The following is a 25,143-nucleotide window of genomic DNA, read 5'->3' on the forward strand; positions in this document are numbered from 1 at the left end:
GCCGCCCTGGCGAGAGGGCTCAGAACGGAAGCTGACCTCGACGCCTTGTGGGTACCGATGAACCAGAATGGCAGGCGCACACGTAGCAAGAAGCAGGGGGGCTCCATGACACGTGAGGGACAGAAGTGGCTGGCATGCCTGGCATTGGTCGTTTGCGCGGCGGTGGCTGGCTGTGGTGCCGAGGAGGCGGCCCACGGGGCTGTCCAGGAGATGAGCGCCGAGGCTGCATCCCGATTGCAAGGTGGCTTCGTATCCGATGGCTCCGCGGGAGCCCGCCTTGCCGCGGGTTCCCGCCACACGGCGGTCCTGAATCCGGACGGCACTGTCTGGGCCTGGGGTGCCAACAGCTACGGGCAACTGGGAGATGGGACGACCACCGGGCGCCTCGCGCCGGTGCGGGTTCAGGGCCTGACCCATGTCATCGCCATGACCGCCGGCTTCCACCACACGGTGGCCCTGCGGCAGGACGGCACTGTCTGGGCCTGGGGTTACAACGCCTATGGCCAGCTGGGAGACGGGACGACCACCGGGCGCCTCACGCCGGTGCAGGTGCCGGGCCTGACGAATGTCACCGCCCTCGCCGCGGGGGCCTACCACACGGTGGCCCTGCGGCAGGACGGCACCGTCTGGGCCTGGGGCTACAACTACTACGGCTCACTGGGAGACGGGACGAACCTCGGACGCCTCGCGCCCGTGCTGGTGCAGGACCTGACGAATGTCACCGCCCTTGCCGCGGGCGCCTACCACACGGTGGCCCTGCGGCAGGACGGCTCCATCTGGAGCTGGGGCCGCAACTACTCCGGCCAGCTGGGGGACGGGACGACCACCCAGCGTCTCACGCCGGTGCCAGTGCAGGGCCTGACGAATGTCACCGCGCTTGCCGCGGGGTATGCCCACACGGTGGCCCTGCTTCAGGACGGCTCTGCCTGGGCCTGGGGGGAGAACGCCTACGGCCAGCTGGGGGATGGGGCGAACACCGGACGCCTCACTCCGGTACCCGTGCTGGGACTGACGGAGGTCACCGCGCTCGCCGCTGGCTTCTACCACACCGTGGCCCTGCGGCAGGACGGTACCGTCTGGGCTTGGGGTTACAACGCCTACGGCCAGCTGGGGGATGGGACGAACACCGGGCACCTCACGCCATTGCCGATGCAGGGGCTGACGAATGTCATCGCCCTCGTCGCGGGTTCCCATCACGCGGTGGCCCTGCGTCAGGACGGTACGGTCTGGGCTTGGGGCGACAACGCCCATGCCCAGCTGGGGGACGGGACGACCACCCAGGGCCGCACTCCGGTGCGGGTAAAGGCATTGGCGAAGGTCACCGCCGTCGACGCTGGCGACTTCCACACGGTAGCGCTGCTGCCGGATGGCACCGTCTGGACCTGGGGTTACAACAACTTCGGCCAGCTGGGGGACGGGACGACCACCCAGCGCCTCACGCCGGCGCGGGTGCCGGGCCTGACGAACGTCACCGCCATTAGCGCCAGCTTCGGCCACACGATGGTGCTGCGGCAGGACGGCACTGCCTGGGGCTGGGGCCGCAACTTCTACGGCCAGCTGGGGGACTGGTCGACGAGCGACCGTCCCACTCCGGTGCAGGTGCAGGGATTGACGAACATCACCGCCCTCGCCACGGGCGCCACCCACACGGTGGCCGTGCGTCAGGACGGCACCGTCTGGGCCTGGGGTTACAACTCCAATGGACAGCTGGGGGACGGGACGACGGCCGAGCATCAGGTTCCGGCACGGGTGCAGGGGTTGACGAATGTCACCGCCCTCGCCGCGGGTGACGCCTACACGGTGGCCCTGCGTCAGGACGGCACCGTCTGGGCCTGGGGCAGCAACACCAGCGGCCGGCTGGGGGACGGGACGACCACCCAGCGCCTCACGCCGGTGCAGGTGCAGGGGTTGACGAATGTCACCGCCCTCGCCACTGGTGACGCCCACACGGTGGCCTTGCGGCAGGACGGCACCGTCTGGGCCTGGGGCCGCAACTTCTACGGCCCGCTGGGGGACGGGACGACCACCCACCGCCTCACGCCGGTGCAGGTGCAGGGGTTGACGAATGTCACCGCCCTTGCCGCGACTGGTAGCAATACGGCGGCCTTACGGCAGGACGGCACCGTCTGGACCTGGGGCAACAACAACTCCGGCCAGTTGGGGGACGGGACGACCACCGGTCGCCTCACGCCCGCCCCGGTGCCTGGGCTGACGAATGTCACCGCCCTCACCGCTGGCTTGTGGCACACGGTGGCCGTGCAGCAGGAAGACACCGTCTGGATCTGGGGTGACAACAGCCTCGGCCAGCTAGGTGACGGAACGACGGCCGGCAAGCGTCTTACGCCGATGCCGTTACAGGGGCTGGGTAACTGAATACTCGCGCCGAGGGCCCGCGCCATGACGTGAGGCGCGGGCCCTGCGTGCTCAGGGGAGACGCGCACCCGCCGGGCTTCCTCAGAACGGCTCGAAGCAGTCGTAGTTCCGCTGCGAGACGATTCGGCCGTCCTTGAAGGTGAGGAACATGCCGCACGCGGCGCGCAGCTCCGCCCCGGCGGGCAGCGCGCGCAGGGGCACGGCCAGCGTGCCGCTCCAGTCCACCTCCAGCGCCACGCTGTCGCCCTGGGCCAGGGAGCTCCGGACGGTGTAGCGCTGCGAGGCCAGCAGCGTCTTCCCGCGCTCCACGTCCAGGAGCATCGTCTTCAGGTCGCGCGTCTGGCCGTTGCGGTGGAGCGCGTTGGGGTGCTCCCGCTGGACTGCCTCCGGGTGGAAGAGGGGCGCCAGCTCTTCGTCCGTCGCCCCGCGCTCCAGGGCCTGGAGGTAGCGCAGCGCGGTGTCGAGGTTCGTCGGGGACATGGACTCCTCCTGGGAAGGCAGCACCCGGGCATTGTGCCATGCTCCCGCGCCATGGCCCTTCCCCTGGAAGACTACGCCCTCATCGGTGACACCCAGAGCGCCGCCCTCGTCGGGAAGGACGGCTCCATCGACTGGCTGTGCTGGCCCCGCTTCGACTCGGACGCCTGCTTCGCCGCGCTGCTGGGAGACCCGTCCCACGGCCGGTGGCTGCTCGCGCCCGCCGGCGGCATCCTCAAGGTGACGCGCCGCTACCGCCCCGGCTCGCTGGTGCTGGAGACGGACTTCGAGACGGAGGACGGCGTGGTGCGCGTGGTGGACTGCATGCCCCCGCGCGGTCGCGAGCCGGACCTCGTCCGGGTGGTGTACGGGCTGAAGGGCTCCGTGCCCATGCGCATGGAGCTCATCGCCCACTTCGGCTACGGAGACCGCTCGCCCTGGGTGCGCTTCCAGGACGACCACGCCTCCGCCCGCGCGGGGCCGGACGCGGTGGCCCTGCGTACCTCCGTCCCGCTGCGCAGGCAGGGGCCCGCGCTCACCGCGGACTTCCCCGTGGAGCCGGGCGCGCGCGTGCCCTTCGTCCTCTCCTGGCACCCCTCGCACGAGCCGCCCCCACCCCCGCTGGACGCGCTGGCCGCCGTGGACGACACGGAGGCGTGGTGGAAGCAGTGGTCCTCGCGCTTCGCCTCCACCGGGCCGTGGCATGAGCCCGTCCAGCGCTCGCTCATCACCCTCAAGGCGCTCACCTACTCGCCCACCGGGGGCATCGTGGCGGCGCCCACCACGTCGCTGCCGGTGCCCTCCGGGGGTCGCCCCGGTGACGCGCGCTTCTGCTGGCTGCACGACGCGACGAGCGCGCTCCAGGCGCTGCTGGACGGAGGCTACGTGGACGAGGCCCGCGCGTGGCGCGACTGGCTGGTGCGCGCGGTGGCCGGCGAGCCGGAGGAGCTGCAGTCCCCCTACGGCGTGGCCGGAGAGCGCCGCTTCCCCGAGCAGGAGCTGTCCTGGCTGCCCGGCTATGAGGGCACGCGGCCGGTGCGCATCGGCCAGGCCGCGCGCCGGGGGCTGCGCACCGAGGATGTGGGCGAAATCATGGGCTGCTTCCACGAGGCCGCGCACCGGGGCCTGGCCCCCAGCGGGGATGCGTGGGCGCTACAGCGGGCCATGCTCGACCACCTGGAGGGGCCGTGGCTCCAGCCTTCGGCGGAGGGGCCGTCCCTCACATACTCCAAGGTGATGGCGTGGGTGGCGGTGGACCGGGCGATGGAGAGCGCCGCGCACTTCGGCCTGGACGCTCCGACGGAGCGCTGGAAGCGGCTGCGCGCGGACCTGCACGCGGAGGTGTGCCGCGACGGCTTCGACTCGCGCCGTGGCACCTTCACCCGGGAGTACGGCGGCCAGGGACTGGACGCGCGGCTGGTGCGCCTGGCGCGGCTGGGCTTCCTGCCCGCGACCGACGCGCGCGTGCGCGGCACGGTGGAGGCGGTGGAGCGTGGGCTGGGCGAGGGAGACTTCGTGCGCCAGGACGACTCGCGCGGCGCGGGGGTGTCACTGGTGTGCAGCTTCTGGCTGGCGGACAGCCTGCACCTGATGGCGCGGCGCGAGGAAGCGCACGCGCTCTTCGAGCGGCTGCTGCGCGTGCGCAACGACGTGGGCCTGCTGTCCGAGGAGTATGACCCGCGCCAGCGCCGCATGGCCGGCCACTTCCCCCATACCTCCAGCCACGTGGCCCTGGTGCGGGCCGCCATGGGCTTGTCGTGGGGCACGGCGCTGGAGAGGTAGGGCTCTCGCGGGACTCGTGGAGTGGAGCGCCCCTCCGCGCCGGCTGCGCGGAGGGGCCTTTCTAACTACGACGCTCGCTCCGGCCTACTTGCAGGAGCGGGCCGGCATGGAATCAATCCAGTCGGCGATGAGGCTGGAGCCCTGGTCGTGCCGCAGCGCACGGCCAATCTGCGGCATCATCTTTCCGGACTCCTCGGTGTGCAGCCGGTACCAGAGGATGGACACCGAGTGGTCGCCGGGGACGATGTCGAACTCGCCCCCCACGCCACTGCCCGCCGAGCCCGGCCGCTTGCAGACGCCCATGTTCAGGTTGAGCGTCGCCGTGCTGTCGAGGTCGAGGAACATGCGGCTGGTGTCCCCCGCCGTCGCATTCTCCCGGTGGCAGTGCGCGCAGTTGATGTCCAGGTAGGTGCGAGCCCTCAAGCCCAGCTCCGCCTCCGCGGGGTTGAACGCGTCCGGCGCGCGCGGCACGTTGGACGCGGGCAGCCCCGTCAGCTTCCCCAGGTCCGCCAGGTACTGGAGCTGGTTCGCCGGCTGCCCACCGTAGACGTAGTCCCGGTTGAGATAGCGGGCCTTCACGCCAATGGGCAGCAGGACCTGGTTCTGTGACGAGTCCAGGACGTGGTGGCACATGCTGCACTGGTTCTTGCTGGGCACCAGGTAGTCGAACTTCCGGGTGACACCGGCCTCGTCGATGAGCTCGATGTCCCGGACGACGCGGCCACCGACGGCCAGCGTGGCCGCCGTCTGCTCGGCGTTCCAGAAGTACGGGTACGCCTCCCAGCCGCCGGGCTGCCGCACCAGCACGCGCGTCTCGATGACGCGCACGTTCTTCTCCGGCTCGCGCAGGTCCGCGGGGAAGGAGAACGTCTTGGTGATGAGGGTGCCCACCGGCAAATCCAGCAAGTCATTGGCGCGGTAGGCGGCCGTCTTCCCCGGGGGGATGTAGAGCGTGCGGAACTTGAGCGCGTAGTCGGAGAACAGCGGCGTGGTCAGCTCATAGGGGATGTTGCCCTGCACCGGCTGGAGCCCGCCCGTCGCGGGGCTGCCGGTGAAGAGTCCCAGGTCCGCCAGGCTCGTGGGGATGACCACCGAGCCATCCGGCAGCCCCGGGCCGGCGTCCGGAGTGCCCGCGTCGTCGCCGGCATCCGGGGTGCCGCTGTCCACGCCGGCATCCACCCCGGCGTCCGGCGTGCCACTGTCCACCGGCAGGGTGCCGGAGTCCTCGGTGCCGTTGCTCCCCGCGTCGACGCCCGGGGGAGGCGGGTCCTCGCCACCGGAGCACGAGGCCATCGCCGCGGTCAGCAGCACCGCGGCGAGTCCGAGTCCGTAGCTGTACGGCTTACGCATGCGTGACGTCCTCTGGCGACAACCGCTTCAACAGCAGCCTCAGGGCAGCGCCAGCTTCGGGGAGAAGCCGGAGCAGTTGAACGGCGCGGCGCCCTGGGTGAAGCGGCGCGTCTCGCCCCAGGCGGCGGCCACGTTGGGCGACGCGGACAGGAGGTGCCCGCTGACGGCCTGCAGGTCCAGGTCGACAATGGCGGCCTTCGTGGTCGCCGGCAGCGTGTTGCCGGTGAAGCAGATGTTGACGGGGTTGAGGAGGCTCTCGTTGCGCGGCGCCGGGTCGATGCCGTCCCACAGCAGGTGCTCCACGAGCGACACGCCCGCCGCCGCGGCCCCGTACTGGTACACGGCCCCCACCAGCGCGCCCAGCGGCCGGCGCTCCGCGTCTGGGTGGCCGTTGTCCACCATGTCACCGCTGCCTTCCTGGAAGGTATTGCCGTGGATGTAGACGTCCGAGCTGGCGAAGTTGAAGAAGCCGGCGCTCCACAGCGTGAGGTCGGGCTCAATCGCCAGGCCGCTGAGCACGGCGATGTCGACGGTGTTGTTGTCACCCCACGTGTTGCCGACGAACTCCACCCGGCGCGACGCGAGGATGAACGTGCCGGTGCCGGCCGGCACCTGGGACACGGTGCTGCTGCTGGCCGACACGGAGGCGAAGTTGTTGCGGTTGTTCCCCGTAATCGTGTTGCCCGTCACGAGGACGTCCGTGCCCCGGATGGGGTTGCCCGGCAAGTCAAACACCACGAGGCCCGCCGTGTTGTCCTGCGCGATGTTGCCCTGCACGTAGGCGAACTTCGTGTTCTCGATTTCGATGCCCGCCACGTTCTTCTTCGCGATGTTGCGGCGGACGATGGCGTAGCGCGTCTGCCCCACGTAGATGCCGGCGTCGGCCGCGTTGTAGGCCTCGCTGTCCTCGATGATGACGTAGGACGACTTCACCGGGTAGATGCCGTACTTGCCGTTGCTCTCGTTGTTCTCGACCGCCCACTCCGTGCGGATGCGCTGGACGAGGATGTTGCTGGAGTTCTCGATGCGCAGCGCGTCCTTCTTCGCATTCCAGAGGGCCACGTCGCGCACGGTGAACAGCTTCGCGTCCGACACGTCGATGCCGTTGGTGTTGCCGGCGGCGTCGGAGAAGTCGAGCACCGTGCTGGCGCTCCCGCCCGTGCCCTCGCCCTGGGCGCCCTTGCCAGCGCCGACGACGGTGATGCCGTTCGCGCGGATGGTGAGGGCGTTGTCGAACTGGAACGTCCCGGCGCCGAGCTGAATCGTGGTGCACGCGGCCAGGCTGTTCACCGCGTCCTGGAGCTCCTGCACCTGGTTGGCGTTGAAGGTCAGCGTCTGCTGCGGCTTGCCCTCGCAGGAGAAGTCCTGCGGCCAGGCCGTCGTGGTGCCGGCGTCCGTCCCCGCGTCGGTGCCGGCGTCCGTCCCCGCGTCGGTGCCCGCATCGGTCCGCGTGCCCGCGTCAGGAATCGTGTTCCCGGCATCCGGCGTACCGGTGCCCTCTTCGTCGTCCGAGCATGCGGGAAGGGCGAGCAGACCCACCAGGGCCAGGAGCACGGCGCGAGGAGCGCGCGACAGCGGCAGACGTTGCATCAGGGTTTCCTCCTGCGAAAGCGCTGCGCCTCTTCACTCCCGAGGGTGGGGCTCCAGGGCGCAACAGGACCGGGCGAATCCTCCCCGTGAAGGTGCCCGACCTCAAGGGTCCGGTAACGAATTCGTGGCGCCCTACCCGTGACGCAGTGCGTTCTGCAATCGGGTTGAGGAAAGGCCGGTGCTCCCCGTGTTGCGGTGAAGGCGGCGTGCATCACCGCCCGCGCCTGGACTGCGTGTGCGGCGTCCTGCGCGGGCAGCCCGGGAGCCTGCACGGGTGGCCCAGGGGAGCCTGCACGGGCGGTGCGGTGTCATTCACCCGGCAAACACCGTCCAGCCCGGACCCTGCTCAGCTCCCCGGTGGAAGCCCCGTGGTATAGGGGCAATTACATCAGGGCCGGGATGTTGCAGGAGGGGGAAACATGCGGTTGAGACTGATGGGAGTGATTGCCCTGGCGTCCGTGCTGTCCATGGGCTGCGAGGTCTTGGGAGCCGGAGGGGACTCACCTCCGGCCGTGGAGCGGGCGGCCCTCACGCTCGCCCGGATTGACGACCTGAGCGTCAACGAAGGGGAGCAGCTCCAGGTCAAGGTGCTGGTGCTCAACACCACCCAGGAAGACGTGGAGCTGTCCGTGGAGGGCCTGCCGGGGTACGGCACGTTCTCCGGGGACACGCTGGTCTTCAAGCCGGACGCCGACAGCCCCCGGGAGACGACGGTGACGGTGACGGCCACGGCCGGCACCGTGGTGGACAGCACGCGGTTCACCGTGAAGGTGCTGCCGCTCTTCCCGAAGCCGCCGGTGTGCAACGACTCCGTCGAGGCGGAGGCGCCCCTGACGGCGAAGGGCGAACGGCAGTGGAAGCGCGTGCCGAGCAACACCTGCTACGAGCTGTTCGGGGTGTGGGGCAGCTCCGCCACGGACGTGTGGGCGGTGGGCGCCGGCGGCACCCTCATCCACTGGGATGGCAAGGAGTGGACGCCCTTCAGCAGCCCTACCAACCGTGACTTGCGCGCCGTGAGCGGCACCGGGCCGACGGATGTGATTGCCGTGGGAGGCAAGGTCGGCGACGCGCTGCCCACCATCATCCACTGGGACGGCAAGGTGTGGAGCCCGGCGAAGTGGAGCCCGGACGCCCGGGAGGACGGGCCGGAGTGGGGCCACACCCGTGGCACGCCCCGGGTGCTGCTCGGCGTCCATGCCATCGCCCCGGGCCAGGCCATCGCCGTGGGGCATGGCAGCCGCGTTGAGTTGAATGGCACGGAGTGGCGGGCCTATGGCTTCTACATGGGGCAGCCGCACAACTTCATCGGGGGCTTCGGCACCTACGCCAGCTGGGGTGTGGGCCCCGAGGGCTCCATCTGGCGCCAGTTCAGGGGTGGCTTCGAACGGGAGGGCTACTACCGGGGAGAGGTCAGCCGCGCCTCGAACCTGTTCGGGGCCTGGGTGGCCACGGAAGAGGACGTGTGGGCCGTGGGCGAGGTCCCTGTCCTCGCCGACGGTCAGGCCTCCCTCGCGGGCATCATCGCCCGCCGGAATGCGCAGGGGTGGACCTCCGAGCAGAGCACCGGCTGGCCCCGCTTCCGCGCGGTGTGGGGCGCCACGGCCGGGGACATCTGGGCGGTGGGCCTGAGCGGCCTGGCCCACTGGGACGGCACGGCGTGGACCCCGCTCCTCGGGGACAAGCTCACCTCCAACGCCATCTGGGGCACCAGCGCCACCGACGCGTGGAGGGTGGGGCCCGGAGGCCGTGTCATGCACCTCGAGTCCGCCCACTGAGCGGCTCCAGGCCCGGAGCCTCCGCCCGGCGGCACCCCGGTCGTGCGGGCGCTCCGAGGGCCGGGGTGATGAAAACACCCACCCCGGCCGGCGTCCCCGTGGAAGTCAGGGCCCTTGTCGCGAGTTGCTGGCGGGAGGTGACTCGGGGGCCCCGGAAGGGCCGGAAACGCCGCTAAGCAGATGACAGACCGTTTCTGTAGTAAGTCGCCCCCGGAACCGACACTGGCGGCGGTGTCTCGCTGCCGCACTTCAAGGCGAAGGAAGGGCAACGACATGCGGAAGACGTGGCTGGTCGCGACGATGCTGGTGCTGACGGGCTGCCCGCCGGCGAAGGACGACAAGGCGGCCGGCGGTGGCACCACCACCACCACCGGCAGCGCGGCCGCTGGCAACGCCAGCAACCCGCAGACCGAGGAGCAGAAGACGCTGTACGCGCTGGGCCTGTCCATCGGCCGCAGCATCAGCGTGTTCGACATGACTCCCGAGGAGCTCGAGTACGTCAAGGCGGGCATCACCACCCAGGTGAAGGGTGAGAAGTCCCCGGTCGACATGGAGACGTACGGGCCGAAGCTGCAGGAGCTGGCGCGCACGCGCAGCACGCGCAAGGCCGAGCAGGAGAAGGAGAAGTCGAAGAAGTTCCTGGAGGACGCCGCCAAGGAGTCCGGCGCCACGAAGACCGAGTCCGGCCTCGTCTACAAGGAGCTGACCGCCGGTACCGGTGCGCAGCCCCAGGCGTCGGACATCGTGAAGGTGCACTACAAGGGCACGCTGACGAACGGCACCGAGTTCGACAGCTCCTACAAGCGTGGCGAGCCCACGCAGTTCCCGCTCCAGGGCGTCATCAAGTGCTGGACCGAGGGCGTGCAGAAGATGAAGGTCGGCGGCAAGGCGAAGCTGACCTGCCCGTCGGACATCGCCTACGGCGACCGTGGCGCCCCGCCGAACATCCCGGGCGGCGCGGCCCTGGTGTTCGAGGTGGAGCTGCTGGAGATTGTGAAGGCGCCTGAGATGCCGCAGGGCATGCCGGGCATGGGCACGCCTCCGACGGGCGCGCCGCAGGGCAAGCCGACGCCTCCTCCGGCGCCGAAGAAGTAGTCACACCCCTGCTCCCAGCGGAGCGGGACTTCGAGAGGGCTGGCGAGGGGCGTTCCCCTCCCAGCCCTCTTCGTGTTTCCGGGGTCGCCCGGGTGCGCGAGCCGGTGGCGCGCGGTGCCGGCCCTCTTCGTATTTCCGGGGTCGCCCCGGTGCGCGAGCCGGTGGCGCGCGGTGCCGGCCCGGGGTAGGCCAGGGGACCACCGCCGTCCCCGTGCGGGGACGGGCCATGCACACGGAGGGAGCACGCCATGCGCCGGAGCCTGCTGCTGCTGTTGGGAGCGCTGTTGCTGGGAGCCTGTGTCCGGGGCCGTTCCGCGGAAGTCTCGCGCGAGCCGTCACCCACGGGCGCCGTGTCCGAGGCGGAGTTCAAGGAGCTGCACACGCTGCGCGAGGACGCCGCGCCGCCGCGCAAGGGGCAGGAGGTGGAGGTGGCCGGGACGAAGGCGTACCTGAGCCTGCCCGAGGGCGCGAAGGGGCCGCTGCCGGCCGTGCTGGTCATCCACGAGTGGTGGGGGCTCAACGAGCACATCCAGCACTGGGCGGACCGGCTGGCGGCGAACGGGTATGCGGCGCTGGCGGTGGACCTGTACGGCGGCAAGGTGGCCACCACGCGCGACGAGGCGATGGCGCTGGTGAAGACGGTGGATGCGGCGCGCGCGGCGGAGGTGCTGAAGGCGGCGCACACGTTCCTCCAGCAGGACGAGCGCATACGGGCGCCGCGCACGGGGAGCATCGGCTGGTGCTTCGGGGGCGGCTGGTCGCTGCGCGCGGCCATGGCCCTGCCGGAGCTGGACGCGGCGGTCCTCTATTACGGCAACCCGGTGACGGACCCGGACGCGCTCTCCACCATCCAGGCGGCGGTGCTGGGCATCTTCGGGACGAAGGACGCGTCCATTCCGCCGGAGAAGGTGGCGGAGCTGCGGCAGGCGCTGGACTCGGCGGGTGTGCGGCACCGCATCCTGGAGTTCGAGGCGGACCACGCCTTCGCCAACCCGTCCGGTGGTCGCTACGACGCGCTCGCCGCGTCCACGGCGTGGCAGGAGACATCCGCGTTCCTGGAGCAGCACCTGAAGCGCTGACGCCAGCGATGGAGGGGCCTGCCGAGCCGGAGGGGTGCGCACGGCGAGGACCTGGCGTGGCTGCCGCCATCAGACGCTCCGTCGTGACCTGCGCTCCTGCTGGCAGTCCTTCCGTGCTGGAGGCCATGCCACCGACGCAGGGAGCACGTGGCCTCAGGTCGCCCCGATGAGAGCCGCCCATCCGCGACAGTCACCCGTAGAGCCCCTGTCGGCCCCATCCTTGGTGCGGGTGAAGTGGAAGGAACCCTCATTCCGCCCCTGGGGTGTCCGGGGTATCGCCTCCCTGGCGCGGGTGGGGTGGAAGGAACCTTCATTCCATCCCGGGGTTGCCTCCCGTGGGCGGGTCTCCCTGGAGCGGAGTGGAAGGAACCTTCATTCCGCTCCGGGGCCGGAGGCGGACCTCCCTGGCTCTGGTGGGGTGGAAGGAACCTTCATTCCACCTCGGGGTTGCTCGGGGAGGGGCTCCCTGGTGCGGTGGGTGGAAGGAACCTTCATTCCACCCCGGCGTGTCCTGGGAGAGCCTCCCTGGGGCGCGGGTGGGGATGGAAGGAACCTTCATTCCGCCCGCCCGAGGGGCCCGGGGGGCCTGTGCGTGTGGAGTCGCGTCGCGGAATGGGCGGTGGAGAGCCGAGACCCGATGAGTGATCTGCGCAGTGGCTTCCGGCGTCTGAAGTGGGCCGGGGCGGTGCACCCAGGGTGCTCGCGAGGCGCGGGCTGGCGGGCTGCCAGGAGGCGAGGTGTTGTCCACTCGTCCCACTGGAGCCGGGCTGTGTGGCTGCCTGTTGCCCGGAGGTCCGGGGTCGGCTTGAAGGGTGTGCTCATCTTGGGGAGGCTCGGTGCTGAGGACAGGCGTGCGCGTCGTGGTGGGGTTGTGCCTGCTGCCGTGGAGCGGGTTTGGACAGGCGGATGGGAGCACGGCGGCGCGGCTCGCGGGCGGGCCGGTGGATGCAGGCGTGGCGGCGCCGCTCCCGGGTGGTGCGCTCCCCTTCGCTGGCGGCTGGCTGCGTCCCGACGGCGGGCTCGTGTCCGCCGGGCATGACGAGGCGGCACCCTTCCTCATGGACTTCGCTTCTCGGCGGCGGTGGCGCCTGGAGCCGCGCGAGGCGGGCGCGTGGGGGCTCGCGGGGAGCCAGCCTCCCGCCAGCGTCACCCCCACCGCTCGAGGGACGCGGCTGGCCCTGAGTGAGGGCGGCGCCAGTGCTTCCACCGTGGAGCTGCGGCCACTGCCGCTGCGCACCGAGGAGGTCACCTTCCGGAGCGGGGACGTCACCCTCTCGGGAACACTGTGGCTGCCCTCCAGCGCGGCACCCCGGGCCGCCGTGGTGTTGCTGCACGATGCGGACGCGGGAACCCGGCGGGCGCTGGAGCCGTATCCCGCGTTCCTCGTCCAACAGGGACTGGCGGTGCTCACGTACGACCGGCGCGGCGCGGGGCGCTCCTCGGGAGCAGGCCAGCCCTGGGAGTCGGGTGTGCGCGAGTGGGCGGACGACGGGCTCGCGGCTGCGCGGTTGCTGAAGGAGCGCGCGGGAATGCGCGAGGTGGGACTGCTGGGCTTCGGCCAGGGCGCCTGGGTGGCCGTGCACGCGGCGGCGCGCGCGCCGGAGGTGGTGGGCTTCCTGGTGCTGGTGTCCGGCGGCGGGGATGCCCTGTGGAAGCAGGAGCAGCACCGCCTGCGCAACGAGGCCCGGCGGCGGGGGCTCACCGGCCCGGAGGTGGTGGACCTGGCGGAGCACGTGAGCACGCTCCACGACGCGCGCCTCTACGCCCCCGAGCGCGAGGCGAAGGCGCTGAAGATGCTCGACTTCCAGCTCAAGCGCGCGAAGCGCAAGCGCTGGTTCGCGGTGTCGCCGCTGGCGGGGCGCGAGGACATGCCGCTGCCTCAGTTACTGGAAGTCCAACGCGCGGTGTGGCGCAACGTGCTGTCCTACGACCCGGCGGAGGACCTGGCGCGGGTGCGTGTCCCGGTGCTGGCGCTCCTGGGCGGCGAGGATGCGGTGACACCTGCCCGCGCCACGGCCCGCGCGCTGTCCCAGGGGCTTCAGTGGAGCGGTGACGCCGATGCCGGAGCCGCGAGGCCCCAGCGAAGCGGTGAGGCCGGAGCAGGAGCCGCCAGTCTCTACCGAAACGGTGAGTCCGATGCCGGAGCCGGGGCCGCCAGGCCCCAGCGAAGCGGTGCAGCGGTTGCCGGCGCCGAGGCCACCCGCGTGACGGTGAAGGTGCTGCCGGGAGCGGACCACCGGCTGGCCCTGCCGCCCGACGCGAAGCAGCCGGGCGTGGAGACGACGGCGGAGGACGTGTTCCCGGTGCTGGAGGCGTGGCTGCGCGGGCTGGCGCACTGAGACGCCGCCCGCGCGGGCACCATGCTCAGTAAGGCTTCTGGCCCCGGTAGTTACCCGGCGGGTCGTAGTTGCACACCCAGTACTGCCACGTCGGCGCCTGAGCGCCGAAGGGTGAGTTCTGCGTGCACACCTTCGTGGCGCAGCCCACGCGCGTCGTGGCTCGCCACACCACCTGCGTGTAGTGGCCGCACTGCTTGCCCGTCGCGCAGGAGTTGTTCTCGTAGTTGTAGTCCGCCACCTCGTCCGCCCACGCCATCACCACGCCCTCCGTGTCCCAGTAGTCGGGGGTGGCGGCGGCGATGTTCTCGCCCAGGTTGCCGCGCTCGGAGTTGTGCCCCCATTCGCACTTCTCCACATGCTTCTTCGCCACGGTCTCCGCGGCCGTGCTCCAGCCCAGGGGCTCCAGCGCCGGGCTCGGCCTGGGCGAGCTCACCCCTGCCCGCACCTCGTTGTGGGTGTCGAGCATGTCGCGCGCGAACGGGGGCAGCGTGGACGGGTCCGGGGTGGTGTCTTCGTCCGGGGTGGGCTCATCGGCTTCGCAGCCGGTGGCCAGCCACGGAGCGAGGATGGCCAGGGCCAGCAGGTGTCGGAGGGAGGGGCGGGACATGGAAGGCATTATGGCGGGGCGAGCGCCGCTCCAGGTGGGCTGGCAGGTGGAAAGCTCCATCACCCGGGGTCTGATCCGCGTCTGGAATCGCACGCCAGGGAGGGGGGACGGGCATTCGGGACGGAAGCCTGCTACCATCCCCACTCCGTCCGGAGACGTGCATGAGCTACGACCCCAACCAGAGCCGTGCGAGCAAGGTCTTCACCTCACTCGAGGGCATGGACGAGTTCAGCGTCATGTCGATTGACCCGCGCAGGCCGAAGCGGAAGGTCGAGCTGGAAGGCCAGCGCGCGTCGGTCGAGGGCCGTCCGGAGCCCGTCTCCGCCGGCCTCTTCTCGCGCATGTTCCGCCGCTTGTTCCGCGGCTGACGTACAACTCCGGGCGCCGGGCCCCTCCTCAATAGGGGCGCTTGCCCACCCAGTTGCCCGGGGGCGCGTAGTTGCACACCCAGTTCTGCCACGTGGGGAACTGCGCGCCGAAGGGCGAGTTCTTGTTGCACATCACCGTGGCGCATCCGACGGCGCCCGTCGTCCGCCACACCACCTGCGTGTAGTGGCCGCACACCTTGCCCTTCTTGCAGGTGTTGCGCGTGTAGTCGTAGTCGTCGGCCTCGTCCGCCCAGCTCTTCACCACCTCGGGCGTCGTCCAGGTGTTGGGCGTGGCGGCGGCGAGGTTCTCCCCGAAGTCGCCCCGGTTGGGGTTGTGCTCGAACCTGCACTCCTTCGCCCAGGACGCGGCCTTGCGCGCGGCCTCGTCGGACCAGGTGAGGGGCGGCAGCGCGGACTTCGGCGTGGGCTTCGCCTGGGCGCGGGCCTGGTTGTGCGCGGCCACCATGTCCCGAGCCAGGTCCTTGGGCGCGGGCAGCGTCGGCCGGGTCTCCGCGCTCACCGGCGTCTTCCCCCGCGAGGCCGTCGCCGTCTGCCGCTGGGGCGCCGCCTGTCGCTTTCCGCTCCGCGTCCCCTGGCTACAGCCCAGCAGCGGCGTCAGGAGGAGCAGGGCGGACCAGCGGAGCAATCGCGAAGACGGAGCCATGGCGCGCAATGATGCGCCAGGACGCCCACCAGTGCATGAGAAGCGTGAGCGGCGGGCGGGACGTGCAGGGGCCGCCCGCACGCCTGCTCCGCCGCGCTGTCCCTTCCCGCCTACTTGAGGTCGGGCAGGGGGCCAGTCCCGTTGTCCCCGAAGGTGGTGATGCCGGACACGCCCATGGCCTGCATCAGGGAGATGTAGAGGTTGGCGAGCGGGGCCCCGTTGTAGCGGACATGGCGGCCCGGAGTGAGCGCGCCGCCGCCGCTGCCGGCGAGGAGGACGGGCAGGTTCTTGTGCTCGTGCGAGTTGCCGTCGGCCACTTCGCTGGAGAAGTACACCATCGAGTTGTCGAGCAGCGTCTTCCCGTCCGCCTCCTGGATGCCCTTCATGCGCTGCAGCAGGTAGGCGTACTGCTCCACCTCCCACCGGTCGATGATGGAGAGCGCGTCGTAGTTGGCCTGCACCTTCTGGTGGTGCGAGTACGTGTGGTGCCCGCCGCTGAGGCCGAGGAATCCATACACCTTGTTGCTGCGCGCATTGGCCAGCATGAAGGTGGCGACGCGGGTGAGGTCGCACTGGAAGGCGAGGACGATGAGGTCCATCATCGCCTTCGTCTTCACGCGCGGGTCCTCGTTGTCCGCGGGCGCCGTGCCCGGGTTGCAGGAAGGCCCGTCCGCTTCAATCGCCTCCACCTGCTTCTCCAAGTCCCGCACGCTGGTGAAGTACTCGTCCAGCTTGCGCAGGTCCGAGCTGCCGAGCTGCGTCTTCAGCGAGTTGGCGTCCTCCCGCACGAAGTCGATGATGCTCTTCCCGTACGCGCGCCGCTTCTCCACCGTGGCCTGGGAGGCTCCCGGGTCGAAGCCCGCGAAGAGCCGGTCGAACGCCGCCTTGGGACGCGTCTCCTTGGCCACGGGCGTGGTGGGCCCCGCCCAGGCGATGTTGTTGGCGTAGGGGCAGGCATAGCCGGAGTCGCAGTTGCCAATGCCCTTGCCGGCGTCGTTGCCCAGCTCCAGCGAGGCGAAGCGCGTCGCCTTCCGCGCCGCCAGGCTCCTGGCGATGACCTGGTCCATGGAGATGCCCGCCTTGAAGTCGGTGCCCTCCGTCTTGAAGGCCTTGGCGCAGCTCAGGAAGGCGGCGGTGCCGGCGGCATGGTGGCCGTCCCCATCCGGCAGGCCGGGGAAGTTGGCCAGTCCGCTGAGGACGAGCAGGTCGCTCTTCACCGCGGCCAGCGGTGCCAGCGTGGGCGTGAGCGCCCAGTTCGCGCCGGTGCCCGTGGGCGTCCACTTCGGCATGTGGATGCCATTGGGCGTGTAGAAGACGGCCAGGCGCCGGGGCACGGGGCCGGTGGCTGCCCGGGCCGTCCCGGGCAGCATCTGTTCGAGCACGGGGAGGGCCATCAGCGCTCCCGCTCCGCGCAGGAGGGTCCTCCGGGAGAGTTGGAACTTCTTGCTCATGGCTGCTGGGCCTCCGTCTCGCCGCGCCGCATGGTGAAGTGGTCGCTGAGGACGATGCTGAGGATGTAGTCACTGAGTCGGCCGCCGCTGGCTTCCGCCGAGGCGGCGATTTCCCTCACCGCGCACTCGTCTTCCCGGGACATGCCCCGGCCGAGCGCGTAGGTGAGCAGGTGCTCGGTGAGGCACGCGGGCAGCTTCGGGTCGTCCTTCACGAAGCGTCGCATGTCCTCACTGCCTCGCAGGACGGTGCCGTTGGGCAGCTCGCCCGTGGCGTCCACCGGCGCTCCGCTGACCTCCTGCAGCCGCCAGCGGCCGATGGGGTCGTAGTTCTCCAGCGCCAGGCCCAGCGGGTCCATCATCCGGTGGCAGCCCTGGCACTGCGGCTGGCTGCGGTGCAGCGCCATCCGCTCCCGCATCGTCATGTTCGGCTCAATGGGCGGCGGCAGGTTCTCCACGTCCGGAGGCGGAGGCGGCGGCGCGGAGCACAGCATCTGCTCCAGCACCCACACGCCGCGCTGCACCGGCGAGGTGCGGTCCGAGTTGGAGGTGACGGTGAGCAGCGAGCCATGGCCGAACACGCCCTGACGCTCGCGGTGGGTGGAGAGCTCCACGCGGACGGGCGTGCGGCTGCCCGGCGGCGGTAGCCCGTAGTGCGTGGCCAGTGTGTCATTCACATACGTGAAGGGCGCGTCGACCAGGTCTCTCAGCTTGTGGTCGCCGGTGATGAACTCGCGGAAGACGAGCTGCGTCTCCTGGCGCATGGCCGTGCGCAGGTCTTCGCTGAAGGCACCGTAGAGCGTCTTGTCCGGCTCGGCCGAGTCCAGCGCGCGCGTGTAGAGCCACTGGCCGGCGAAGTTCTCCACCAGGGCCTGGGCCTTGGGGTCCTTGAGCATGCGGCGCACCTGGGCCTCCAGCTCCTCGGGGCTGTCCAGCTTCCCCGCCTCGGCGGCGGCCAGGAGGTCCTCGTCGGGCATGCTGCTCCAGAGGAAGTAGGAGAGCCGGCTGGCCAGCTCGAAGTCATTGAGCCGGTGCGGCGCGGAGGACGCCGGGTCCGGGTCCTTCTCGATGCGGAAGAGGAAGTTGGGAGACACCAGCACCGAGCGCAGCGCCAGCTTCACGCCTGCCTCGGCCTTGTCTCCGTGCCGCGTCGCCAGCGCGACGAAGGCCACCAGCCGGTCCACCTCGTCCGGCGTCACCGGCCGGCGCCAGGCGCGGCGGGCGAAGCGGGAGAGGATGTCTCGCGCGCAGGGCTCCGGGTTGGCCACGCCCAGCGCGCACGTGGCGAAGGCGCCCCGGCTCCAGGCCGCGTCCACGAGCTTCTCCGCCGCGGTGGAGTACTTCTCCATCAGCAGCGGGGACATGCTGAGCACGTCCGCGTTGTTGTCGAAGCCGTAGCCGTGGTCGTCCGCCGGGAAGCCGCGGCCGGGCTGGGTGGTGTCGCCCAGCAAGTCTCGCACGGTGGCGTCGTACTCGGCGCGGTTGAGGCGGTGCAGGGTGACGCGGCCCGGGTCTTTTACCGCGTTCTTGCACTCGTCGACCGGTTGCTGCGTATCGGGCGGTGGTGGTGTCTCCGCACCGGGCCCGTCCTCCCCGGGAAGCACCCGCGCCTGGGGAAGCTTGTCGCCATTGCAGCCGGCGAGCAGCAGCGCGGAGCCCGCGCCCGCCAGCCATTGCCAGCTCCTTCTTGTTCGAAGCCTGGGTGTCACGTCGCCTACCCCCTCCACACTCGCCATGGACCCGCGCGGCGGGGCCGCCCTGGGGTAAGCAAGACGCTCACCAACGCCAGGTGCGAAGTGGTGGACGGGTTGCGGAGGGTAGGGGCAGGCTGGCGTCCGTTACCGGGCAGCTTCCGGGTGGGAGCGGGGGGCCAGGTGGGAAATGGATTTCCACGGGTGGGAAGCCCCTGGGGCCGGGCGCGGCTCCGCACGGCTGGTGCCCTCCCGGCCGGGTTGGGTCTGCATGGCGGGCCGGGAAGACACAACGTTGACCAGGGGGCGTAGAGGGGCGGGAGATGACACCACCGCGTGCCGAGGCCGAAGCTGACGACTTCCTGCTGCTGATGAGCGTGCTGCCAGGACCGCTGCAGGCGGCGGTGCGAGCGCTGCCGCCCGAGCAGGTGCTGGAGGTGGTGATGGACCTGGGCCGCCCGCCCGAGGCCCGGCTGGTGGACCGGGTGGAGCGGCTGCGCGAGGAGCCGGTGCTCCGCGAGGACCTGGAGCACGTGCTGGCGCAGGTGGGGCCCCCGGGGGACGACAACCGCGCGGGCATCGAGCGCACGCTGCACCGCGTCTCCGCCATCCGCAACCGCAAGGGCAAGGTGGTGGGGCTGACGCTGCGGGTGGGGCGCGCCATCTACGGCACCATCGACATGCTGAAGGACCTCATCGGCTCGGGGCGCAACCTGCTCCTGCTGGGGCGGCCGGGCGTGGGGAAGACGACGAAGCTGCGCGAGGTGGCGCGCGTGCTGGCCGATGATTTGCGCAAGCGCGTCATGGTGGTGGACACCTCCAACGAGATTGGCGGAGACGGGGACGTTCCCCACCCGGGCATTGGCGGTGCGCGGCGGATGCAGGTGTCGCGGCCGGACCGGCAGCACGACGTGATGATTGAGGCGGTGGAGAACCACATGCCCGAGGCCATCATCGTCGACGAGATTGGCACCTCGGCGGAGGCGGCGGCGGCGCGGACGATTGCGGAGCGCGGGGTGCAGCTGGTGGCCACGGCGCACGGCAACACGCTGGAGAACCTGGTGCTGAACCCCACGCTGTCGGACCTGGTGGGCGGGGTGCACACGGTGACGCTGAGCGACGAGGAGGCCCGGCGGCGGCACACGCAGAAGACCATCAGCGAGCGCAAGGCGCCGCCCACGTTCGACATCGTGGTGGAGATGGTGGGCCGCGACGAGGTGCTGGTGCACCGGGACACGGCGGAGTCGGTGGACCGGCTGCTGGCGGCGCAGGACGTGGGCGGCGAGCGCCGCAAGCAGGACGTGGACTCCGGAGAGGTGGCGGTGGAGGCGGTGAAGGCCGCGCCGCCGTCACTGCCCTCGCTGCGGCCGGGGCGGCTGGCGCCGCCGGGAGCGGTGCGGGAGGCGGAGAGCTTCCAGGCGCGGGCGCCCGGCACGGGCGGGACGACGAAGGTGTACGCGCACGCGGTGAGCCGCGACTTGCTGACGAAGGTGCTGCGGGAGCTGGCGGTGGACGTGCGGCTGGTGAGCCGGCTGGACGCGGCGGACCTGGTGATAACGCTGCGCTCGCGGGCGAACGACCCGAGGCTGCGGCGCACGACGGAGAAGACGGGGGCTCGGGTGGAGGCGGTGAAGCGCAACAGCTCCACGGAGCTGCGCCGGGCGCTGAAGACGGCCTTCAACGTGGTGGAGGGCGTGGACGAGGACCAGGTGCGCGAGGCCGTCGCCGAGGTGGAGCACGCGATTGAGCGGGTGCTGAGCGAGGGCGTGTCGGTGCCGCTCGCGCCAAGGCCGCCGAGGCTGAGGAAGCTGCAGCACCGGCTGGTGAGCCGCTACCACCTGGAGGCGGTGAGCCACGGCAGCGAGCCGGTGCGGCACCTGACCATCTACCCCCTGGGCGCCGAGGTGGAGGCGGCGCTCGCGCAGGAGGAGGCCGAGGGGAGCGCGTGAGTCACACTCCCCCCGGCGGAGGTGCGGCCTAGTTGCGGTCCAGGAACGCCTTGTACGCGTCGAAGCCGTACTCGCGTCCGAGGAAGTCCTTCACCAGCTCGGAGGCGGGCTTGGAGCCGCCGGGCTCCAGCACGGTGCGGCGGTACTTCATCGCCGTCTCCCGGTCCAGGTACCCGTGCTTCTCGAACTCCGACTCCAGGTCCTTCGCGATGACCGACGACCACAGGTACGTGTAGTAGGCCGCCGAGTACGAATCCAGGTGCCCGAAGGCCAGCTCGAAGTGCGTGCCGTCCCGGTACTCGTGCTTGAACGGGCTGAGCTTCTTCTGCTGCTCCGCCATCGCCTGCGTCGTGTCGAAGCCCGGCTTGCGCGAGTAGTAGTCCAGGCTCACCGCCGACAGGAACAGCTGCCGGCGGGACCACAGCCCCTTGCCGAACTCCTTGGACGCGCGCAGCTTCGTCACCAGCTCCGCCGGAATCGGCTCGTTCGTCTGGTGGTGCTTCGCGAACTCCGTCAGCACCTGCGGGTTCGACGCCCACTGCTGGAGCAGCATGGACGGCGTCTCCACGAAGTCCCACTCCACGCGCGTGCCGGCGATGCCCGCCCACTTCAAATCTCCCCCGAACACGGCGTGCACCAGGTGGCCGAACTCGTGGAAGAAGGTCTCCACGTCGTCGTACGTCATCAGCTCGCCGGGGCGGCCGAAGTTGCAGACCAGCGTGGCCTCCGGGTAGCGCTTGCCGGCCTGGCCCGCGACGAGGTCGAACTGCGCCGCGTGCTTGTACTTGTCGTCACGCGGGTGCATGTCCAGGTAGATGCGGCCCAGCAGGCGGCTGCCGTCGAGCACGTCGTACGTGTCCACCTCCCGGTGCCACGTCTTCGCGTCGTCCACCTTCTTGTAGGTGATGCCCCACATGCGCGCGGTGATGTCCATCACCCCCGCCTTCACGCGGGAGTACTCGAAGTAGGGCCGCACCGCCTGCGAGTCGAAGCCGAAGCGCTCCGCGCGCAGCCGGTCCTCGTAGAAGTCCTGGTCCCACGGCTCCAGCGTCTTCGCCGCGGGCACGTCCTTCTGCTTGCGCGCCAGCAGCTCCGCGTGCTCCTTCTTCGCGCGCCCCTCGGTGGCCGCCGCCAGCCGGTCGATGAAGTCCGCCGCCACCTGTGGCTTGCGGGTCATCTTCGTCTCGGTGTTGTACGCGGCCCAGCTCTCGTAGCCGAGCAGCGTGGCCAGCTCGTGCCGCTTGGAGATGAGCTGCGACAGCACCTGCTGGTTCGCCGGGAAGGCGCGCTGGCGGTAGGTGCGCCACAGCTTCTCGCGCGCCTTCGTGTCCTTCGCGTACGTCATGAAGGGGAAGTAGTCGGGGTAGTTGGTGGTGATGACCACCTTGCCGTCCTTCCCCGGCGGGTGCGCCTTCCGGTAGTCCTCCGGCAGGCCGTCCAGCTCCTTGGGGCTGAAGGACGCGCTGCGCACGTCCTCGGCGATGTTCTTCCCGAACTGCTGCCCCAGCTTGAGGATGTCCTCGTTCAGCGACTTCACCTTCGCGCGGGTGGCGTCGTCGCGGTCCACGCCGGCACGGCGGAAGTCGAGCAGCGCGCGCTCCATCCAGTACTTCGTGGCCGCGTCCGCGCCGGACAGGTCCACCGCCACCAGCGCGTCATAGACGCCACGGTCCTGGGACAGCGCCACGTTGGCCGAGTCCACGAGCTGCTCGCACTCGCGGGCGGCCTCGCGGAAGGCGGCGTCCGGGTGCACCTCGCGGGCGAGGCTGGAGCGGTTCGTCGCGGCGACCAGCGAGCCCATGGCCTCGTCATACGCGGCGAGCACGGCCTGCGGGTCCTTGCGCGCGTCCAGCTTCTTGAGCGCGGCGACCTGCTCGCGGGCGCGCTCGAGGTCCGCCTCGCAGGCGGTGGTAAAGGCCTCCACGCTGCCGGACAGGACGTCCGCGATGCGGGGCGGCGGGGGCAGCTGGGCAGGGGCGGCCGGAGCCGGAGCGGGAGAAGGTGCCATGGCCTGGGCCTGCGGGGACACGGGCTCGCTGGCCGCGGTGCCATGCGTGCAGCCGGCCGCCGCCAGGGTCGCGGTGAGGGTGAGGGCGGTAAGTCTCTTCAAGGGTGGGTTCCTCCGGAGTCCATCGGAAACGCCCGAGCGTCATGCCACATCCCGGCGCCTTCCGCTCGGCGGTGGGGCAGGCGGGCCGCGAGCCGGGGCACGAGGTCCGCTCGTGCACAAAGGCCCTCCAGGGGGATGGCTTCCCCCGGGCGTGGGAGGCACTCCAGGCCGGCGGAAGGTGGCACGCGATGACGGACGGCGAGTGCGTGGAGCTGTTGCAGTGGGCCGCGCCCCGGCTGCGCCTGCGCTGGGACGGCTTCCGCCGCGTCCGGGGCCAGGTGTGCAAGCGCCTCGGCCGGAGGCTCCAGGCGCTGGGCCTGTCCGGGGCCGCCGCCTACCGCGCCCGGCTGGAGGCGGACCCGGGCGAGTGGGACGTGCTCGACTCGCTCTGCCGCGTCACCATCTCCCGCTTCTACCGCGACGCGCGCGTCTTCGACGTGCTGCGGGACGACCTGCTCCCGGCCATCCTGGAGACGCTGCGCGCACGGGGCGGGTCCACCTTCCGCGCCTGGAGCGCCGGCTGTGCCTCCGGCGAGGAGCCCTACACGGTGGCCGTCCTCTTCCGGCTCGGCCTCCAGCCCCGCTTCCCGGAGGCGCGGCTGGAGCTCCTCGCCACCGACGCCGACGAGGCGCTGCTCGCCCGCGCACGCCGGGGCTGCTACCCGCGCGGCGCCCTGCGGGAGCTGCCGTCCGAGTGGGCCACCCGGGCCTTCCCCGAGTCCACCCCTGAACCCTGTGTTGCCCCCGCGTACCGGGAAGGCGTCACCTTCCTCCGCCAGGACCTGCGCGCGGCGCTGCCGGACGGCCTCTTCCACCTCGTGCTGTGCCGCAATGTGGCCTTCACCTACTTCGCCCCGGCGCTCCAGCGCGAGGTGCTCGCGCGTCTCGTAGCGCGGCTGGTGCCGGGTGGGCTGCTCGTCATCGGCGGCCACGAGTCGCTTCCCGAACACGGCCGGGACCTGGAGCGCGCCGCGGGCCCACTGCCGGTGTTTCGCAGGGTGACAGACTGAGGCTCTTCGGACCCAGGCGGAGATGTCCCCGTGAAACATGAGCCATGTTTCATGGCGCCGTGACGCGCCCCGCCTTGAGCGTGTCCCGGGTGCCCGGTACCACGGTTGCCTCCTTTGGGGCCGAGCCCCTGGCCGGAGGGAAGGCAACGATATGCGCAAGGCGCTGTGTACCGCGGTCGCGACTTTGATGCTGTGGGCCTGTGGTGGTGCGAACGGTGGTGACACCGCCCCCTCGAAGCAGGAAGGGCTGTCGCTGTCCGCGGAGGCGGGCAGCACGGGCGGCAGCTTCGTCCACGGCGGCGGCGAGGTGACCTTCTCCTCGCGCGAGGTGGAGCCCGGCGTGTACCGGCTGGAGGTGCGGCTGCGCGGGATGACGCTCACCGGGTTGATGGACCCGGCCAGCGGCGTCTCCACGCTGGACGGCTTCGCGGACGGAAGCGCGACGGACACGCAGCTCGGTGACGCGGACCGCGAGCTGCTCGCCGCCCTCTACGGCGCGCTGAGCGCGGAGCTGCCCGTCGGTGACGCGGCGGCCCCGGAGGCCATGTACCTGCGGCGCGCGGTGAGCCTGTGGTCGCAGAACCCCGACAGCGTGGAGCTGAAGCGCTCGGTGCTGGGTGAGCAGGGCCGCGGCTACACCATGCTGTGCAGCTATACGAAGTGCAACGGCCGGCAGACGGGCAGCTGCGGCGGCGTGTACAACTGGTACTCGTACGCGAAGCACGACTGCAACAAGGGCAGCTTCTCCTACGCCGGCAACCAGCAGATTGCCCAGCTCGGAGACCACGCGTCGTGCGGCGGCGACGAGTACTACCTGAACGGCAGCACGTGGGTGTGCGGTGAGCCGGACCACTGGTCCCGCCCGAAGGTGATGGGCAACTGCTTCGGCCGCTGCGGCGGCGACTGTGGTGGTGACACCCAGTACACGCTGGACGCCACCAACCACGACGGCTGCGTGCGCAACGGCCACATGCTCGTGAGCGGCTACTGCGACGACCAGTTCGTGTCCGCCACCGACGACGAGCTGTTCGCGCCCAACTGCTACTGAGGCCATGCAGCCAGGCCGCATGACGAGGAAGCGGGCGGGTGTGTGGGCGTGCTGGCTGATGCTGGCCGCCCTCGCGTGCACGTCCTCCAAGACCGGGGCCGCGGAGGAGACGGTGCGCCGCTTCTTCGCGGCGCTGCCCTCGGAGGACTGCGCGGTGCTGGAGCCGCTGCTGGCCACCGGGGGCAGCGCGCGGCCCTGCGAGGAGACGGTGCGGGAGCTGCGGGAGCACGGACTCTCCCTGCTGGGCATCATCGGGTCGACCGTCGACGGGAGGGACTCGGAGGCGGTCATCGTCCGGGCCCGCGTGGCGCGGGACGGCGAGGAGCGCAAGGAGCCGTGGCTGCTGCGAGTGGAGCGGCAGGCAGGCACGTGGCGCGTGCGGTTCTGA

Annotated in this window: 19 protein-coding genes; 11 read left to right on the top strand and 8 right to left on the bottom strand. The window is 70.9% G+C overall.

Annotated elements, in window-relative coordinates; translation table 11 throughout:
- Positions 1 to 105 precede the first annotated feature (105 nt).
- Positions 106 to 2,373 (top strand): RCC1 domain-containing protein, encoded by a 2,268-nt coding sequence (locus tag G4D85_RS15240; RefSeq protein WP_164012470.1) that lies wholly within the window; start codon positions 106 to 108, stop codon positions 2,371 to 2,373.
- 81 nt (positions 2,374 to 2,454) lie between these two features.
- Here the strand turns inward: G4D85_RS15240 and G4D85_RS15245 are convergent, their stop codons facing one another.
- The gene (locus G4D85_RS15245) at positions 2,455 to 2,853 is read right to left on the bottom strand and encodes a nuclear transport factor 2 family protein (protein WP_164012472.1); all 399 of its coding nucleotides are present in this window, start codon (positions 2,851 to 2,853) and stop codon (positions 2,455 to 2,457) included.
- A 51-nt stretch (positions 2,854 to 2,904) separates the two neighbouring features.
- Here G4D85_RS15245 and G4D85_RS15250 point away from each other — a divergent pair, with 51 nt between their 5' ends.
- On the top strand, positions 2,905 to 4,632 hold the full coding sequence (locus G4D85_RS15250; protein WP_164012474.1) for a glycoside hydrolase family 15 protein: 1,728 nt from the start codon (positions 2,905 to 2,907) through the stop codon (positions 4,630 to 4,632).
- Positions 4,633 to 4,716: 84 nt separating this feature from the next.
- Here G4D85_RS15250 and G4D85_RS15255 read toward each other — a convergent pair whose 3' ends face one another.
- Entirely contained in the window at positions 4,717 to 5,982 is a 1,266-nt protein-coding gene (locus tag G4D85_RS15255) for an SO2930 family diheme c-type cytochrome (RefSeq protein WP_164012476.1), read from the bottom strand.
- 39 nt (positions 5,983 to 6,021) lie between these two features.
- Positions 6,022 to 7,572, bottom strand: a complete 1,551-nt coding sequence (locus G4D85_RS15260) for a parallel beta-helix domain-containing protein (protein ID WP_164012478.1) — start codon at positions 7,570 to 7,572, stop codon at positions 6,022 to 6,024.
- Positions 7,573 to 7,991: 419 nt separating this feature from the next.
- Between G4D85_RS15260 and G4D85_RS15265 the strand changes: the two genes are divergently transcribed.
- The 4 genes from G4D85_RS15265 (at position 7,992) to G4D85_RS15280 (ending at position 13,860) form a co-directional block, all read left to right on the top strand.
- On the top strand, positions 7,992 to 9,347 hold the full coding sequence (locus tag G4D85_RS15265; RefSeq protein ID WP_164012480.1) for a hypothetical protein: 1,356 nt from the start codon (positions 7,992 to 7,994) through the stop codon (positions 9,345 to 9,347).
- Positions 9,348 to 9,620: 273 nt separating this feature from the next.
- Complete coding sequence (locus G4D85_RS15270) at positions 9,621 to 10,442, top strand: FKBP-type peptidyl-prolyl cis-trans isomerase (protein WP_164012482.1); 822 nt, start codon at positions 9,621 to 9,623, stop codon at positions 10,440 to 10,442.
- A gap of 248 nt (positions 10,443 to 10,690) precedes the next feature.
- Positions 10,691 to 11,521: a dienelactone hydrolase family protein gene (locus G4D85_RS15275; RefSeq protein WP_164012484.1), complete on the top strand. Its 831-nt coding sequence runs from the start codon at positions 10,691 to 10,693 to the stop codon at positions 11,519 to 11,521.
- 836 nt (positions 11,522 to 12,357) lie between these two features.
- Positions 12,358 to 13,860, top strand: a complete 1,503-nt coding sequence (locus G4D85_RS15280; protein WP_164012486.1) for an alpha/beta hydrolase family protein — start codon at positions 12,358 to 12,360, stop codon at positions 13,858 to 13,860.
- 25 nt (positions 13,861 to 13,885) lie between these two features.
- Here G4D85_RS15280 and G4D85_RS15285 read toward each other — a convergent pair whose 3' ends face one another.
- On the bottom strand, positions 13,886 to 14,467 hold the full coding sequence (locus G4D85_RS15285) for a CAP domain-containing protein (RefSeq protein WP_164012488.1): 582 nt from the start codon (positions 14,465 to 14,467) through the stop codon (positions 13,886 to 13,888).
- Between the two features lie 161 nt (positions 14,468 to 14,628).
- Here G4D85_RS15285 and G4D85_RS15290 point away from each other — a divergent pair, with 161 nt between their 5' ends.
- Entirely contained in the window at positions 14,629 to 14,835 is a 207-nt protein-coding gene (locus tag G4D85_RS15290; protein WP_164012490.1) for a hypothetical protein, read from the top strand.
- 28 nt (positions 14,836 to 14,863) lie between these two features.
- On the opposite strand, the gene G4D85_RS15295 is transcribed toward G4D85_RS15290, so the two are convergent.
- From G4D85_RS15295 to G4D85_RS15305, 3 genes are all read right to left on the bottom strand, one after another.
- Positions 14,864 to 15,499, bottom strand: a complete 636-nt coding sequence (locus tag G4D85_RS15295) for a CAP domain-containing protein (RefSeq protein ID WP_164012491.1) — start codon at positions 15,497 to 15,499, stop codon at positions 14,864 to 14,866.
- 110 nt (positions 15,500 to 15,609) lie between these two features.
- Complete coding sequence (locus tag G4D85_RS15300) at positions 15,610 to 16,950, bottom strand: DUF1552 domain-containing protein (protein ID WP_164012493.1); 1,341 nt, start codon at positions 16,948 to 16,950, stop codon at positions 15,610 to 15,612.
- Positions 16,947 to 18,656 (bottom strand): DUF1592 domain-containing protein, encoded by a 1,710-nt coding sequence (locus G4D85_RS15305; protein WP_240359283.1) that lies wholly within the window; start codon positions 18,654 to 18,656, stop codon positions 16,947 to 16,949. Before G4D85_RS15305 ends, G4D85_RS15300 begins: the two co-directional genes overlap by 4 nt.
- A gap of 305 nt (positions 18,657 to 18,961) precedes the next feature.
- Here G4D85_RS15305 and G4D85_RS15310 point away from each other — a divergent pair, with 305 nt between their 5' ends.
- Positions 18,962 to 20,587 carry a R3H domain-containing nucleic acid-binding protein gene (locus tag G4D85_RS15310; RefSeq protein ID WP_164012497.1) on the top strand — a complete coding sequence of 542 codons (1,626 nt, stop codon included), beginning with the start codon at positions 18,962 to 18,964 and terminating at the stop codon, positions 20,585 to 20,587.
- A 28-nt stretch (positions 20,588 to 20,615) separates the two neighbouring features.
- Here G4D85_RS15310 and G4D85_RS15315 read toward each other — a convergent pair whose 3' ends face one another.
- Positions 20,616 to 22,697, bottom strand: a complete 2,082-nt coding sequence (locus G4D85_RS15315; protein WP_164012499.1) for a M3 family metallopeptidase — start codon at positions 22,695 to 22,697, stop codon at positions 20,616 to 20,618.
- A 41-nt stretch (positions 22,698 to 22,738) separates the two neighbouring features.
- On the opposite strand from G4D85_RS15315, the gene G4D85_RS15320 reads away from it, so the two are divergent.
- The 3 genes from G4D85_RS15320 (at position 22,739) to G4D85_RS15330 (ending at position 25,143) form a co-directional block, all read left to right on the top strand.
- Positions 22,739 to 23,707, top strand: coding sequence for a CheR family methyltransferase (locus G4D85_RS15320; RefSeq protein WP_240359284.1), 969 nt, complete (start codon positions 22,739 to 22,741; stop codon positions 23,705 to 23,707).
- Between the two features lie 151 nt (positions 23,708 to 23,858).
- Positions 23,859 to 24,755 carry a hypothetical protein gene (locus G4D85_RS15325; RefSeq protein WP_164012501.1) on the top strand — a complete coding sequence of 299 codons (897 nt, stop codon included), beginning with the start codon at positions 23,859 to 23,861 and terminating at the stop codon, positions 24,753 to 24,755.
- A 19-nt stretch (positions 24,756 to 24,774) separates the two neighbouring features.
- Positions 24,775 to 25,143 (top strand): type I phosphoribosyltransferase, encoded by a 369-nt coding sequence (locus G4D85_RS15330; protein ID WP_164012502.1) that lies wholly within the window; start codon positions 24,775 to 24,777, stop codon positions 25,141 to 25,143.

It is taken from the genome of Pyxidicoccus trucidator, assembly GCF_010894435.1.
Lineage (GTDB): Bacteria > Myxococcota > Myxococcia > Myxococcales > Myxococcaceae > Myxococcus > Myxococcus trucidator.

Coding starts and splice junctions, on each gene's coding strand:
- G4D85_RS15240 (WP_164012470.1), top strand. CDS start 106: ATGACACGTGAGGGACAGAAGTGGCTGGCATGCCTGGCATTGGTCGTT.
- G4D85_RS15245 (WP_164012472.1), bottom strand. CDS start 2,853: ATGTCCCCGACGAACCTCGACACCGCGCTGCGCTACCTCCAGGCCCTG.
- G4D85_RS15250 (WP_164012474.1), top strand. CDS start 2,905: ATGGCCCTTCCCCTGGAAGACTACGCCCTCATCGGTGACACCCAGAGC.
- G4D85_RS15255 (WP_164012476.1), bottom strand. CDS start 5,982: ATGCGTAAGCCGTACAGCTACGGACTCGGACTCGCCGCGGTGCTGCTG.
- G4D85_RS15260 (WP_164012478.1), bottom strand. CDS start 7,572: ATGCAACGTCTGCCGCTGTCGCGCGCTCCTCGCGCCGTGCTCCTGGCC.
- G4D85_RS15265 (WP_164012480.1), top strand. CDS start 7,992: ATGCGGTTGAGACTGATGGGAGTGATTGCCCTGGCGTCCGTGCTGTCC.
- G4D85_RS15270 (WP_164012482.1), top strand. CDS start 9,621: ATGCGGAAGACGTGGCTGGTCGCGACGATGCTGGTGCTGACGGGCTGC.
- G4D85_RS15275 (WP_164012484.1), top strand. CDS start 10,691: ATGCGCCGGAGCCTGCTGCTGCTGTTGGGAGCGCTGTTGCTGGGAGCC.
- G4D85_RS15285 (WP_164012488.1), bottom strand. CDS start 14,467: ATGTCCCGCCCCTCCCTCCGACACCTGCTGGCCCTGGCCATCCTCGCT.
- G4D85_RS15290 (WP_164012490.1), top strand. CDS start 14,629: ATGAGCTACGACCCCAACCAGAGCCGTGCGAGCAAGGTCTTCACCTCA.
- G4D85_RS15295 (WP_164012491.1), bottom strand. CDS start 15,499: ATGGCTCCGTCTTCGCGATTGCTCCGCTGGTCCGCCCTGCTCCTCCTG.
- G4D85_RS15300 (WP_164012493.1), bottom strand. CDS start 16,950: ATGAGCAAGAAGTTCCAACTCTCCCGGAGGACCCTCCTGCGCGGAGCG.
- G4D85_RS15310 (WP_164012497.1), top strand. CDS start 18,962: ATGACACCACCGCGTGCCGAGGCCGAAGCTGACGACTTCCTGCTGCTG.
- G4D85_RS15320 (WP_240359284.1), top strand. CDS start 22,739: ATGCCACATCCCGGCGCCTTCCGCTCGGCGGTGGGGCAGGCGGGCCGC.
- G4D85_RS15325 (WP_164012501.1), top strand. CDS start 23,859: ATGCGCAAGGCGCTGTGTACCGCGGTCGCGACTTTGATGCTGTGGGCC.
- G4D85_RS15330 (WP_164012502.1), top strand. CDS start 24,775: ATGACGAGGAAGCGGGCGGGTGTGTGGGCGTGCTGGCTGATGCTGGCC.